This is a genomic window from Paucibacter soli (assembly GCF_037482845.1).
GTDB classification, from domain to species: domain Bacteria; phylum Pseudomonadota; class Gammaproteobacteria; order Burkholderiales; family Burkholderiaceae_C; genus Paucibacter_B; species Paucibacter_B soli.
In genome coordinates, this window is sequence record NZ_JBBHJW010000008.1 from 274,155 (window position 1) to 287,767 (window position 13,613).

Here is a 13,613-nt window from a genome sequence, read left to right on the forward strand (position 1 = left end):
GGGCTAGGACATGCGCTGGCGCTGCGCCAGCAGGCGATCACCCACGAACAGCGGAATACCCATCACCTTTTTCAGCGGCTGCATTGGCCCTTCAAGCTCCCAGCCGCGGGCCCGGACCCATACCTGGGCCATCACGGTCAAGGCCATCACGTTGTAGGGCAGGTCGTAATAGGCAAGGCTGAGGAAGGCCCCACCCACTGCGAAACCGATCAGCGACACCTGCACCATCGCGCCCAGATGCCCGCACCATTCCGACTGAGGATGCTTGGGCCCGTTCTTGCGCAGCCATTCCGCCGCGATCCAGGTCGACACCCAGAAGCCCAGGTACAGGGCCAGGCCGATGAAGCCATGCTCGCCCATCATGTGGAAGTAGATGCTGTGCGCGGACACGACGAAGTTGGGATCCGGGGCGTACATGGAATAGACGTACTTGTTCCAGATGGCGAAGCCGCCGCCAAGCAGGTTGTCCTTGGCCAGATTAAAGGCCAGGTGCCAGGCGTTCAGGCGCCCGGTGGCGGACTGATCGGCCTCATAGGTCTGCAGCGTACCCATGCGTGTCCACCAGTTCTCGGGCATGAACGCCAGCGCCGCCGCCCCGACGGCCAGCAGCAAGATCCCCATGCCGAACTTGTTGCGGCTGCGAAACCACATCACCGTCAGCATGGCGCAGATCGCCAGCAGGGCGCCGCGCGAGTGTGACCCCAGCGCCGAGACGCCGCACAGCAGCATGGCGCCCGTCATGGCGTGCTTCTGCCAGGTCTTGCTCAGCGTCAGTTGCAGGAAGCGCAACATCGGCACCGTCATGATGACCGCGACGGCCAGGGCATTGTTCTCCTGGATATAGCTGCCGCTTGGCCCATAGACGCGCGAGCCGCCACCGGAGGCCAGCGTGAAGATGCCTCCCTTGACACCGTAATAGGCCACCGAGAGCGCCATGATCCAGGCGAACACCATCATCTCGCGGCGCGTACGCACCAGCATCACGGTCACGAAGATCATCAGGTCGATCTTCAGAACCTTGGTGAGTTGCTCGTAGCTCGACTCGGGAAAGAAGGCCGTCGCCGTGGTCAGGCACATCCAGGCGATCAGCAGCGCGAACCAGGTCATGGGCGCGCCCAGCCAGGGCGAGCGCTTTTCGCTGTTGGTGAGCATGCCGACGAGGATGCACAGCGCAATGACCTGCGCCAGCGGTGCCTCGTTCATGAAACCATAGGTCAGGCGGTGCGGGTTCATGGTGCTGATCCACAGCCACAGCATGGCGCCCACGAAGGGGAAGCGCAGCGCCATCAGGCAACCCGGCGCGATGATCAGCAAGAGCAGCAGGTCACGCATAGTGTTAGGCCGACAGCCGAAGGTTGCGGATCATGCGCAGGCCGAAGCGCAGCCTGTCATGGTCCCAGGGAGTGAAGCGCGGGACTTGGAAGGGGTCGCAGCCCTGGCGCGCCGCGCCCCAGGCGGTCGAGACGGCGGCCTGGAAGCCCAGCTCCCGCGCCAGCTGGGCGTGCTCGGGCAGATAGTCCTTGCCGGGTCGACCATTCGGATAGGCAAACAGCGTGACGGGCTCGCCCAGCAATTGCTCCAGCGCCTGCTTGCTCTGCGCCATCTCTTGGCGTGCGGTGGCGAGATCAAGCCGCGCCAGGATCGGATGCGACACCGTGTGCGCGCCGATCTGCATGCCGGCGCGTCGCATGGCCAGCAGCTGTTCGCTGCGCATCATCAGATCCGCGGGTAGCGACACCTCAGCCACATGGGCCAGGCGCTGCGTCAGCGCCAGCCTGGCCTCGGGCTGCTGGTACTTGAGCTGCGGCAGCAGCTGCGCAATCGCAGCGCGTCGCGCCTCCGTCGAGGCGAGCGCATGCTGCCCCAAGCCGAGCGGGCGCAGATCGAGCTCGGCCTTTTGGGTGCGGCGTATGGACTCGATCACCGTGTCGTTCCACATGCGCCCGCCGTCCAGAAAACCGGTGGCGATGAAAAACGTGGCCGTGAGGCCGTGGCGCCGCAGCAGCGGCCTGGCCACGCTGTCGTTGTCCTCGTAGCCGTCGTCGAAGGTGATGGCCGCCGCGCGCGCGGGCAAGCGACCGGCACCCAACTGCTGCACCGCCTCGTCCAGGGGCAAGACCTGGAACCAGGTCTTGATCCACGCCAGCATTTGATCGAAGCGCGCGGCATGCACCTCGTCGGGGAACAACGCGTCCGGCTCGGGCAAGACGCGGTGGAAGATGAATACCGACAGGCGCGCGCCCGCCGCCGCTGGCGAAAGCAGCGAAATCGCCATGCGCAAGGGGCTCATGCGCTCACCCCCGGCACCGACGCCCCCTGCCCCACCACATGGCTGACGACATAGCGGTACTTGCCGTTGCCCTGGGTCGGGATATGGTCGAGCAGTTCGATCTCGATCTGCACCCCCTCGCCCAGACGCTGCCGGAAACCCTGCATCAGGCGCTCACGCAAGGCCGCATCAAGCCCGGCAGGCCGCACCAGCTGCAGCCGCGTCAGCTGCAAGGTCTCCTGGATGATCTTGAAGGCATCGATGCCGTCGATCTCGCGCATCATGTAGGTGAAGGCCTTGCAGGGCAGCAAGGTGCCGTCCAGCGCCTGGACGAAGTCGTTGGTACGCCCCTGGATCTCGGCCAGCATCGGCAGGCCACGGCCGCAGGCGCATGCCTGCGTGGCGCGCACCGCCACGTCACCGGTGCGGTAGCGCACAAATGGAAAATCGCGCGAGCACAGATGCGTGACCACCACTTCGCCCGGCGTGCCATCCGGCACCGGCTGACCGGCCTCGTCCAGCAGCTCGACGATGATGTCCTCGGCGGTGATGTGCAGGCCGCCCGCCGGGCACTCATGGGCGATGAAACCGGCATCGCGCCCGCCATAGCCGTTCGCCACCGGCGCGCCGAACACACGCGAGATGATCTCGCGCTGATGCTCGTGCAAGGCCTCGGAGGTGACGAACACGACCCGCACGCCCAGATCGTCGAGCCGCACACCGCGCCGCTCGGCATGGGCGGCGATATGCGCAATCGAGTAGGGGTAGCCGAACACCATCTTCGGGCGCAGCGCGCGGATGCGGGCGATGTAGCCGTCCAGATTCGCCTCGGACATCTCGAAGGCGCTCAGCAGCGTGCTGCGCATCAGTTGGTCGCGCCACACGCGCACCCGGTCCTGCGCGCCGAGTTCGATCGGCGAGCCCCAGATCACCACCTCCGGATCACCGATGTCCACGTCCCACCAGCGGGTGGCGCGCCACTTGGCCGCCACGTCGTGGCTGACGCGTTCGCGCCCGATGTAAAAACGCAGCGGCTCGCCCGAGGACCCGCCGGTCGAGGACATGCTCAGCTGCTGTGCCTGCGGGTGTTTCATGGCCTCGCTGTGCGCGCGTATCAGCGGCTTGGTCAGCATGGGCAGGCGCCTCAAATCGTCCAGCGAACGGATTGCCGCCGGATCGAAGCCCAGTTCAGCGAAGAGCTGGCGGTAATAGGGCACGGCACGACCGGCCTCGCACAGGAGTTCACGCAAGCGGCGCAGTTGGTGGGCCTGCAACTGCGCCGCGCTCCACCATTGCGAGGCATCGAGTTCGCGACGCACCGCCACCGTGTCATGGCGCTTCAGTTTCTCGTGCAGTGGAAACAGTACGCCGGACACGAAGCGGGTGTAGATGCTGTAGTCGTTCATTGCGGACGCCTTGTGGCTATCACTTGGCGATAACTGTTGAGCAGTACCGGCGCAACCCGGTCCCAGGTATAGCGTTGCACCTCCTCAAGCCCGGCATGGATCAAGGCCTTGCGCAGCGCGGCGTCACCCAGCAGCAGGGCTGCCGCGTCGGCCAACGCGGCCGGTTGCCCGGGCTCGACCAGCCAGCCGGTGCGGCCATGATCCAGCAGGAAAGGCACCCCGCCCACCGCCGTGCTCACCACCGGTACGCCGCTGGCCAGCGCTTCCAGCACCGAGTTGGGCATATTGTCCTTGCGGCTGGGGTTCCACATCAGATCGGCCGAGCGGTAGAGTTCGGCCATGGCGCCACGGTCCAGGCGCCCAGCGAAGCGCACCGCCTCATCCAGGCGCAGCTGCGACACCAGCGCCTGCAGCCGGCCGAGCTCGGGCCCGCTGCCGGCAATCGTGAGGCGGGCCGTCGGGAATCGTTTGCGCACCAGCGCCAGGGCGCGGATCGCCGACTCGTTGTCGTAGATGGCCTCAAGATTGCGCGTCACGATCAGGTGCGGCCCCAGCGCGCGAGCCGCATCGGCCGGCGCGGGCGCATAACGCGAGAGGTCGACGATATTGGGCACCACGCTGGCCGGCATGCCGAAGCGACCGAACACCTCCAGCAGAAAACCCGAGGGGACGATCAGGGCGCCGGCGCGCCGCATGCTGGCGTGCACCTGCCGCTGCGAACCCTGCAGGAACTCGGCGGCGCCACCGCCGCGGTAGTTCACCACCAGCGGCGTGCCGCGCCAAGAGGCCATCCAGATCGCGGGCGCCGCGAACAGATGCCAGGCCCAACCCGAGTTCGCCATCAGGTGAATCACGTCCTGCCGCGCCAGCATGTGCCAGAGCCGCAGCAAATAGGGCAAGAGGCGAAAGCCCGCGCGCAGCCCCGGCAGCCGCGCCACCCAGGCGGGCCGATAGGGTGCGTTCGTTTGCAGGAGTTCGACGCGAGCGCCGGCCTCGCCAAGCAAGCGCGCCAGTTGTTCGGTCTGCAAGGCCATGCCGCCCGCCGGCGGCGCCAATGGGCCGATCACACCGACGCGCAAGCCCTCGAAGCTCACCGCAGGCACGGGCAGGTCCGGCAGGCAGCGCTGGCGCAGCAGGCGACTGACTTCACCAGCACAGGCCCTGTACCTCGGCCTTGAAGTCCTGCCGGTTGGGCAGCTTCACCAGATCCAGCAGCACCTGATCTGGCCTGGCCAAGGCAGCCACGGCGGCGGCGATCTCGGCCCCCGAAAGCCCCATCACCAGCACCTCGGCATCGGCCACCACTTCGGCCAACTCGGGCTTCAGCATCTGACCGATATGCGGCAGATGCTTTTGCACAAAGCTGCGGTTGGCACCCAGCAGGCTGGCCAGGTGCACCTCGGGGTCATAGATCGAGAGCTGGAAGCCCTTGCCCAGCAATTGCTCGGCCAGGGTCACCAAGGGACTCTCGCGCAGGTCGTCGGTGCCGGTCTTGAAGGACAGGCCGATGAAGCCGATCTTGCGCTTGCCCAGCGCCAGCAGCTTGTCCAAGGCCTGGTCCAGGTGCATGCGGTTGGACACCAGGATGTTGGAGAGCATCGGCAATTCAAGGTCATGCACCTTGGCCAGATAGCTGGTGGCGCGCAGGTCCTTGGGCAGGCACGAGCCGCCGAAGGCAAAGCCGGGCTTGAGGTAGGCCTTGGAGATGTTCAGCTGCGTGTCCTGGCACACCAGGTCCATCACCTCGAAGGCATCGACGCCGAGCGCGTCGCACAGGCGCGCGGTCTCGTTCGCGAAGGTGATCTTGAGCGCGTGGAAGTTGTTGCAGCTGTACTTCATCATCTCGGCCGCACGCACCGAGGTCTTGAGGAATTTGCACGGCAGGTGGCCGAACAGGGCCTGCAGGCGCTCCGCGGGGTAGGCGTGGTTGGCGCCGACGATGGTGAAGGGCGGCTTGTCGTAGTCGCGGATCGACGATCCCTCGCGCAGGAACTCGGGCTGGAAGCACAGGTAGAAGTCCTCGCCGTCGCGCTTGCCCGAGTGGGCCTCGATGATGGGGCGCAGCACGTCTTCCACCGTACCCGGCACGAGCGTCGAACGGAACACCACCACATGCGGCTCGGCCTTGTGCTTGAGTGCCGCGCCGATTTCGGCCGCCAGGCGCAGCACCGCGCCCTGATCCTGGCTGCCGTTGGCGGCCGAGGGCGTGCCCACACAGACGAGCGAGATCTCGCTGCCCAGCACCGCCTGCCTGGCATCGCTGGTCACGCTGACATGGCCGCTGGCGGCCACGCGCGCCATCAAGTCGACCATGCCTTCTTCGACCACCGGGGTCTTGCCGGCCTTGATCAGGTCGAGCTTGGCCTGCTCGATGTCCACGCCGATGACCTCATGGCCATCGCGCGACAGGCAAGCCAGCGACACCGCCCCCACATAACCCAAGCCAAAAATACTGATCTTCATGTTCTGACACCTGTTCCCTGCTTCGAGCCGCGATTGCGGACCCCTTCGATGATCTTGTCCAGCCGCTCCATCGAGCGCGGCCAGGCGTGGTGGCTGAGCATGCGCGCCCTGCCCGCCTCGGCCAGGCGCGCACGCTCCGCGGGGTCGGCACAGATGCGCAGCACCGCGGCCGCGCAGTCCTGGGCCGAGTCGGCCACCAGCAAATGCTCGCCCGCCACCGCATCCACGCCACCCGCGGCGATGGTGCTCGTGACCACCGGCACGCCCATGGCCATGGCCTCGAGGATTTTGTTCTGGGTGCCGCGCGCAATCGCCAAGGGCGCCACCATCAATGCGGACTTTCGCACATAGGGCTGCACCTGCGGCACCGAGCCCGTGACCGTCACCCCGTCGATCTCACCGAGCTTGCGCATCGCCGGCGAAGGATCGGCACCGACGATGGTGAGCTTCATCTGCGGGCGCTGCGCCTTGATGAGGGGCCAGGTCTCGGCGCAGAAGCGCGCCATGCACTCCTGGTTGGGGTAGTAGTCCATGCGCCCGATGAAGCTGATGGTATCGGGGTCGTAGGCCGCCCCCTCTCCATCAGGCTTCGGGCTGAAGGCCTCGGCGTCAACGCCATTGGGGAACCAGTCGCTGGCAGCCCCGGTGCCGTAGGAGTTCAAGGTCTCCCACTCGGCGCGCGTGGTGGCGGTGCAAAGATCGAACTTGCGCGCCAGTGCCTTCTCGGCGCGCAGCATCTTGTGGCCTTCCAGCGTATAGCCCAGCGAGAGCGGAAAGGGCTTGTAGTGCGCGTACTCCAGCCACTTCTGCGAGTCCATGTCGCCGAAGTCGAGGATCTTGGGGATGCCCTTGACGTCCTCCACATACTGCGCCACCGACGAGCAGTGCACAAAGATCAGGTCCCACTGCTGCGTGGCGAGCAAGTGGTCGACGCGGCGCTGCAGATCGCGCGAGTAGAAGAAGCCCATCGACGAGGGCGTGAGCAGCGGCAACCGCGCCACCATGCGCAGGGCCTGCACCGGGTTGTGCACGCGCGCCAGTTCGAAGGCCTGGCAATGTTTCTCCAGCCCCTGGCCTTCGGCGGTTTCGGCATCCGAGCGGCTCAGCGAGCACACCGTCACCCGATGCCCTTGGGCGGTCAGGTGGCGGATCATATTGAAGGGCCGGATCTTGCCGCCGCGCTTGGGCGGAAACGGGAAGCGGTGGCAGAGGTAGAGGATGTTCATGCGGCCAGATAGCTCTTCAGTTCATGCGCCACATCGGCGGCCGCGCGGCCGTCCAGATAGATGCGGCTCCAGATTTCCAGATTCATCAGCGCCAGCAAGGCGTCGGTGCCGTCGATACGGTTGGCCTCGTGGTCGGCGATCAGGCCGCTGACCACCGCCGGCACGAACAGGCCGCGCGCGCCCACCACCTCGGGGCTGAGCAGGCGGCGCAACAGCGGTGCCAGCTCCTTCTTCAGCCAGGCGCCCATGGGCGTGCCAAAGCCGCGCTTCTTGCGATGCAGGATGTCCTGCGGCAGCAGATCGGCAAGCGCGCGCTTCATCACATGCTTGAGCACCCCGCCCTTGACCTTGATGCCGGCCGGCATCGACGCCGCCAGCTCCAGCAGCTCATGGTCCAGCAGCGGCACGCGGCATTCCAGCGAAACCGCCATGCTCATCTTGTCGGTGAGCATCAAGAGGTCATCGGGCAGCTGGGTCTGCATGTCCACCGCCAGCATGCGGTTGAGCTCGTCCTCATGCCCGGCCTGCGCGAAGGCGGCGGCCAGCGGATCGTAGGCGGCAGCGGGCTTGAGCAGCAGGCGTGCGATCAGATCCTGGCTCAGCACCTGCAGATAGCTCTGGTAGCGCGCGTCGGCGCCCATCTCGGCCGAGGCAAGAAAGCCCTTGGCCAGGCGCAGGGTGTTGAGCAGGCCGGAATGCCGATCGGCCGGCAGGCTGCGTGCGGCACCCGCCAGCGCGCCGCGCAACCAGCCAGGTAGCACTTGCAGCTTGCGCGCGTAATGCCCGCCCAGATAACGGCGGTAGCCGCCGAACAGCTCGTCGCCGCCCACGCCCGAGAGAATCACCTTGACATCCTGGCGCGCGAACTGCGAAACCAGATAGGTGGTGATGAAGGCGGTGTCGGCCACCGGTTCGTCCATATGCCAGAGCAGCTGGGGCAGCAGGTCCACCACATCGGGTTTGACCACGATCTCGCGGTGCCGCGTGCCAAAGAGCTGGGCCACCTGGCGCGCATAGGGCAGCTCGTTGTAGAGCGCCTCGGCTTCGCCGCCCTCGAAGCCGATGGCATAGGTGCGTATCGGTTCGCCGGTCTGGCGCGCCATATAGGCCACCACGGCGCTGGAGTCCACGCCTCCGGAGAGGAAGGCGCCAATGGGCACATCGCTGACCATCTGCATGCGCACCGAGCGCTCCAGGCCGGCACGCACCTGCTCTATCCAGTCGGCCTCGCTGCGTCCGGTCTGCATCTGCGGCGAGAGCTGCCAGTAGCACCACTGCTTGACCTGACCGCGTTCCACGCTCAGCAGTGTGGCCGGCGGCAGCTTGCGTATGCCCTTGAACATGCTGGCCGGCGCGGCTACATAGCCGAGCTGCAGATAGCTGGGCAGCACCGCGGTGTCCAGCTCGGCGCGCACGCCCGGCAGGGCCAGCAAGGCCTTGGCCTCGGTGGCGAAGGCCAGCTGCTGCCCATCCTGCAGCACATAGAGCGGCTTCACGCCGATGCGGTCGCGGCCGATCAGCAGGCGCTCGCGACGTGCGTCCCAGAGCGCGAAGTCGAACATGCCGTTGAGGCGGTGCACAAAGGCATCGCCCTCGGCATCGTAGAGGTGCAGCAGCACCTCGCTGTCGGAGCCGGTCTTGAACCGATAGCCCTTGGCCTGCAGCTCGCTGCGCAGCTCGCGGTAGTTGTAGATCTCGCCGTTGCAGACCAGCCAGAGGCTGTCGTCTTGATTGGACAGGGGCTGATGGCCGCCGGCCAGGTCGATGATGGACAGGCGCCGCATCGCGATGCCGCAAGCACCATGGATATGCTGGCCCTCGTCGTCCGGCCCGCGATGCTGGGTGACGTTGCCCATCGCGGTGAGCCAGGCCGGCTCGACCGGACGGCCGTCAAATCGATAGAGTCCGTGGATTCCACACACCTTGGTCGGGCCTCAGCTCAGAACGGGTTGAACATCGTGGCCACGCGCGGCCAGGGCACGGCGGTAGACCTCGCGGTAGCGCGCCACGCTGGAGGCCCAGGTGCGCTCCTTCTCGACGAAATGGCGTGCCTGCTGGCGGATGCGCGGCCATTGCTCGCGCTGCGCCAGCACCTTCTCCAGCGCCTGCTCGAGCGCGGGCACATCGCCGGCGCGGAACAAAAAGCCGGTCTCGCCGTCGCGTATCAGCTCGCGATGGCCGCCCACATCGGAGGCCACGAACATGCGGCCCTGGGCCATCGCCTCCAGCGGCTTCAAGGGTGTGACCAGCTCGGTCAGGCGTATCGGCAGGCGTGGATAGGCGAGCACATCGATGAGTTCGTAATAGCGCTGCACCTCGGCATGCGGCACGCGGCCGGTGAAGACCACCAGCTCCTGCAAGCCCAGGCGCTGCACCTGGGCCCGCAAGGCCTCCTCCTGCGGCCCGCCGCCCACCAGCAGCACGCGCAGCCTGGCATGACGGGCGTGCATGCGTGCCACCGCGTCGAGCAGCAGATGCAGCCCTTCGTAGCCATAGAACGAGCCGGCAAAGCCCAGCACGGTGGCGCCATCCAGTCCCAGCCGGCTGCGCAGGGCCGCATCGGGCTCAACACCGAACTGAAATAGCTGCGCATCCACCGCATTCGGAATCACCGTGATGCGCTCGGCGGCCACGCCACGCACCGCGATATCGCCGCGCAGGCCCTCGCATATGGTGGTGACCTGGTCGGCGCGTTTGAGCGCAAAACTCTCCAGCGCGCGCGAGACCCGGTAGCGCAGGCTGCCCTCGGTGGTGCTGCCATGGTCCACCGCCGCATCCTCCCAGGAGGCGCGCATCTCGTAGACCACCGGGATGTTGAGGCTGCGCCGCACCCACAGCGCCGGCAGCGCATTCAGCACCGGCGAATGTGCATGGATCAGATCGGGCCGTTCGCGCTCGCAAACCTCGCGCAGGCGGCGCGCGGTGAGCCGCATCTGCTGGATCAGGCCGGCACCGGCCGGGCTGGGCGTGCGCAGAAAACGCAGGCCGCTGGCCTCTTCTTCCAGTTGCTCGCCCGCACCTTGCTTGGGCGTGGTGAGGTGCAGGGTCTGCCAGCCCAGCGCATGCTGCTCGCGCAGGATCGCCAGGGTACGGAAGCTGTAGCCGCTGTGCAGCGGCAGCGAATGGTCCAGCAGGTGCAGGATCTTCGGGCTCATGCGTGGGCCACCGCGCTTTCCGGGAGCTGGAGCTGGGCCTCGCCGCCATCCACCACATTGCGCAGGAAGGCCTCGAACATCAGCAGGGTCCACAGCGGTGCGCTGTAGTCCTGCCTGCCCGACTGATGCTCGTCCAGCAACTGCCTCAGATAGGCCGGATTGAACCAGCCGGTGGCCGCCAGACGCGGGCCGAGCACGGCGTCGCGCACGCGCTGCTTCAGCGGGCCGCGGAACCAGCGCGCCAGCGGCACCGCAAAGCCCTTTTTGGGCCGGTAGAGCACCTCGTCGGGCAGGCGTGGTTCGGCCGCTTTCTTCAGCAGGTATTTGCCCTCGCTGCCCTTGATCTTCAGATTCGACGGCAGGCTGGCCAGCCATTCGACCAATTCATGGTCCATCAAGGGCTCGCGCACCTCCAGCGAATGGGCCATGCTGGCACGGTCCACCTTGGTGTTGATGTCACCGACCAGATAGGTCTTGGTGTCCAGGTACTGGATCAGGGCCAAGCCATCGTCGGTATCGGCGCGCGCCGCATGCCGGCTGAACACCTGCTCGGCCGAATAGCCCGCCAGCTCGGCCTTGAAGGCCGGACTGAAGAGCTGCGCGCGCATGGGCCCGCGAAAGATCGACATGGCGTGGAAGTAGGCCTCGACCGAATCGCGCGCCAGGCCTTCGAAGGTGGTCTTGGCACGGAACACCCGCGGCGCCCAGTTGGCCTTGGGGTAGAGCCTGCCCATGGTGCCGAACAGCGGCCTGCGCAGCGCGAGCGGCAGCTTGGCGCGCATGCCCTCCTCCATCAGGTGCATGCGGTAGCGCCGGTAGCCACCAAAGCTCTCGTCGCCGCCGTCGCCCGACAGCGCCACGGTCACATGCTTGCGTGCCAGCTGGCAGACGCGGTAGGTCGGAATCGCCGAGCTGTCGGCATAGGGTTCGTCGTAAAGCCGTGCCAGGGTGTCGATCAGATCGAAATCATCGCTGCCCACGACCTCCAGGCGATGGTTGGTGCGGTAGCGGTCGGCCACCAACTGGGCGAACTCGGATTCGTTGAAGGCCGGATCGTCAAAGCCGATCGAACAGGTGTTCACCGGCCCCTCGGACAGGCCGGCCATCGACGCCACGACGACGCTGGAATCCACCCCGCCCGACAGGAAGGCGCCCAGCGGCACCTCGGAGATCAGGCGCAGCTTGACGGACTCGTCGATGCGGCGCGTCAGCTCGGCGCAGGCCTCATCGACGCCGATCTTGCGATCGAGCGTGAAGCGCACATCCCAGTATTCGCGCGGCGCGGGCATCGCCTCACCGCGTCGGATGCACAGGCTGTGTCCGGGCGCCAGCTTGCGTGCCTGCTTGAAAACGCAACGCGGCTCGGCCACATAGCCAAGCGCGAAATATTCCTCCAGCGCCGCCGGGTCGAGGTCGCGCTTCATGCCGCCATGCGCGAGCAGCGACTTCAGTTCCGAGCCGAACAGCAGAGCGCCATCGTCAAGCAGGGCATAGAACATCGGCTTGACGCCCAGGCGGTCGCGCGCCATGAAGAAGGTCTGGCGATTGCGATCCCAGAGCGCAAAAGCGAACATGCCGCGAAAACGCTGCACGCAGTCCTCGCCCCAGGCTTCCCAAGCATGCACGATGACCTCGGTATCGCTCTTGGTATGGAACACATGACCGAGTGCCTGCAGTTCGGGAATCAGCGACTGGTAGTTGTAGATCTCGCCGTTGAATACCACCACCACGCTGCCATCCTCGTTGAACAGCGGCTGTTGGCCGGTGGCGATATCGATGATGGACAGGCGGCGATGCCCCATGCCCAGCCCGGGCTCCAGGTGCAGCGAGCCTTCGTCCGGGCCGCGATGCAGCTGCGAGTCGTTCATGCGCTGCAGGCGCGTGCGCTCAATGTCACGCGCGCCGCGGGTGTCGAAGATTCCGGTGATTCCGCACATGCTTGTTTGACTCTAGAGCGTCTCGTAGACGCGTTGATAACTGGCCACCATGGCCTGCAGGCTGAACTGGGTCTCGGCACGTTGACGCGCAGCCTTCCCCTGGGTCCGGCACATGGCCGGATCGGCGGCGTAATTCTCGATCATGTCGGCCAGGCCTTCGACATCGCCGGGTGCAAAGGTCGTGCCGACCACGCCCTCTTCCAGCAACTCCACATTGCCGCCCACGGCGGTGGCCAACAGCGGCAGGCCGGTGGCCATGGCCTCCAGCAAGGTGTTGGAAATACCTTCGTTCAGCGATGGCAGCACGAACAAGTCCATGGTGCCCATCAAGCGGGCCACATCGTCCCGCGGCCCGGTGAACCAACAGGCCGGCGTCACACCCAGCTCTTGCGCCTGCTGGCGCAGGGCTTCCAGCAGGGGGCCATCGCCGACGATCATCAGGCGCAGATGCGAGCGCCAATCGGGCCGGCGTTTCAGCACCGCAGCAAAGGCGCGCAACAAGGTGGCCTGATCCTTGATCGCCTGCACCCGCCCAACCGTGCCGACGATGAAGGCATCGCTGCCTGCAAAACCGCTTGGCAGGGCTTGCCGATCGTTTGCGGCCGGCGGCTTGAAGCGGGCGGTATCGACGCCGTTGTAGATCTGCGTGATGCGCGTCGCCGCGATGCCCCATTGCTCGATCATCAGGCGCTTGAGATCGCGTGACACGCACACATACGCACCGACCAGCGGCGCATGCAGGCGACGCAGCAGCGCCGGCTTGGTGGCGCGTCCGCGCAGGTTGCTCACATCAAAGCCATGCTCGCTGTGCACGGTCTTCGCGCCCGCCAGGCGTGCAGGCAAGAGCCCGTCCAGACCCGACAGGTTGCGGCAGTGCACGATATGCGGCCGCAGGCGCCGAAACAATCGCCACAGGCGCCAACGCAAGCGCCATACCCCGATGCGTGAACGCCCCAAAGCCACCAGCTCCACATCGTCGCGCTCGATGCGCTGTGCGAAGTCGGTGTAATCCTCGATGCAGGCCACCACATGCCGAAAACGCTCATGCGGCAGGCGATTGATCAGGTTGACCAGGCCGTTCTCCAGCCCACCGATCGCGAGTCGGTGTATCACATGCACGATCAGCAATGGTTCAGGTCTGGATGACATCGGCATGC

At 66.3% G+C, this 13,613-nt stretch carries 10 protein-coding genes; all 10 read right to left on the minus strand.

The window, feature by feature from the left end:
• Positions 1 to 3 precede the first annotated feature (3 nt).
• From WG898_RS17700 to WG898_RS17745, 10 genes are read right to left on the minus strand one after another with little or no spacing between them, the layout of a single operon-like run.
• On the minus strand, positions 4 to 1,332 hold the full coding sequence (locus WG898_RS17700) for a putative O-glycosylation ligase, exosortase A system-associated (protein WP_339604114.1): 1,329 nt from the start codon (positions 1,330 to 1,332) through the stop codon (positions 4 to 6).
• A gap of 4 nt (positions 1,333 to 1,336) precedes the next feature.
• The gene (locus WG898_RS17705; RefSeq protein WP_339604115.1) at positions 1,337 to 2,290 is read right to left on the minus strand and encodes a polysaccharide deacetylase family protein; all 954 of its coding nucleotides are present in this window, start codon (positions 2,288 to 2,290) and stop codon (positions 1,337 to 1,339) included.
• Positions 2,287 to 3,675 (minus strand): phenylacetate--CoA ligase family protein, encoded by a 1,389-nt coding sequence (locus WG898_RS17710; protein WP_339604116.1) that lies wholly within the window; start codon positions 3,673 to 3,675, stop codon positions 2,287 to 2,289. The genes WG898_RS17705 and WG898_RS17710 overlap by 4 nt, the downstream gene beginning before the upstream one ends.
• Positions 3,672 to 4,778, minus strand: a complete 1,107-nt coding sequence (locus tag WG898_RS17715) for a glycosyltransferase family 4 protein (protein ID WP_339604117.1) — start codon at positions 4,776 to 4,778, stop codon at positions 3,672 to 3,674. The genes WG898_RS17710 and WG898_RS17715 overlap by 4 nt, the downstream gene beginning before the upstream one ends.
• A 43-nt stretch (positions 4,779 to 4,821) precedes the next feature.
• On the minus strand, positions 4,822 to 6,138 hold the full coding sequence (locus WG898_RS17720; protein WP_339604118.1) for a nucleotide sugar dehydrogenase: 1,317 nt from the start codon (positions 6,136 to 6,138) through the stop codon (positions 4,822 to 4,824).
• Positions 6,135 to 7,364 carry a TIGR03087 family PEP-CTERM/XrtA system glycosyltransferase gene (locus tag WG898_RS17725; protein ID WP_339604119.1) on the minus strand — a complete coding sequence of 410 codons (1,230 nt, stop codon included), beginning with the start codon at positions 7,362 to 7,364 and terminating at the stop codon, positions 6,135 to 6,137. The genes WG898_RS17720 and WG898_RS17725 overlap by 4 nt, the downstream gene beginning before the upstream one ends.
• Positions 7,361 to 9,286 (minus strand): asparagine synthase (glutamine-hydrolyzing), encoded by a 1,926-nt coding sequence (asnB, locus tag WG898_RS17730; protein WP_339604120.1) that lies wholly within the window; start codon positions 9,284 to 9,286, stop codon positions 7,361 to 7,363. Before asnB ends, WG898_RS17725 begins: the two co-directional genes overlap by 4 nt.
• Before the next feature lie 12 nt (positions 9,287 to 9,298).
• Positions 9,299 to 10,519: a TIGR04063 family PEP-CTERM/XrtA system glycosyltransferase gene (locus WG898_RS17735; protein WP_339604121.1), complete on the minus strand. Its 1,221-nt coding sequence runs from the start codon at positions 10,517 to 10,519 to the stop codon at positions 9,299 to 9,301.
• Positions 10,516 to 12,456 (minus strand): XrtA/PEP-CTERM system amidotransferase, encoded by a 1,941-nt coding sequence (locus tag WG898_RS17740; protein WP_339604122.1) that lies wholly within the window; start codon positions 12,454 to 12,456, stop codon positions 10,516 to 10,518. Before WG898_RS17740 ends, WG898_RS17735 begins: the two co-directional genes overlap by 4 nt.
• A gap of 12 nt (positions 12,457 to 12,468) precedes the next feature.
• On the minus strand, positions 12,469 to 13,611 hold the full coding sequence (locus WG898_RS17745) for a TIGR03088 family PEP-CTERM/XrtA system glycosyltransferase (protein ID WP_339604123.1): 1,143 nt from the start codon (positions 13,609 to 13,611) through the stop codon (positions 12,469 to 12,471).
• Between the last annotated feature and the right edge of the window lie 2 nt (positions 13,612 to 13,613).

What these genes read in the sequence shown, in the direction of transcription:
- WG898_RS17745 (WP_339604123.1), bottom strand. Translation starts at nt 13,611, where the DNA reads ATGCCGATGTCATCCAGACCTGAACCATTGCTGATCGTGCATGTGATA.
- WG898_RS17735 (WP_339604121.1), bottom strand. Translation starts at nt 10,519, where the DNA reads ATGAGCCCGAAGATCCTGCACCTGCTGGACCATTCGCTGCCGCTGCAC.
- WG898_RS17740 (WP_339604122.1), bottom strand. Translation starts at nt 12,456, where the DNA reads ATGTGCGGAATCACCGGAATCTTCGACACCCGCGGCGCGCGTGACATT.
- WG898_RS17705 (WP_339604115.1), bottom strand. Translation starts at nt 2,290, where the DNA reads ATGAGCCCCTTGCGCATGGCGATTTCGCTGCTTTCGCCAGCGGCGGCG.
- WG898_RS17725 (WP_339604119.1), bottom strand. Translation starts at nt 7,364, where the DNA reads ATGAACATCCTCTACCTCTGCCACCGCTTCCCGTTTCCGCCCAAGCGC.
- WG898_RS17700 (WP_339604114.1), bottom strand. Translation starts at nt 1,332, where the DNA reads ATGCGTGACCTGCTGCTCTTGCTGATCATCGCGCCGGGTTGCCTGATG.
- WG898_RS17710 (WP_339604116.1), bottom strand. Translation starts at nt 3,675, where the DNA reads ATGAACGACTACAGCATCTACACCCGCTTCGTGTCCGGCGTACTGTTT.
- WG898_RS17720 (WP_339604118.1), bottom strand. Translation starts at nt 6,138, where the DNA reads ATGAAGATCAGTATTTTTGGCTTGGGTTATGTGGGGGCGGTGTCGCTG.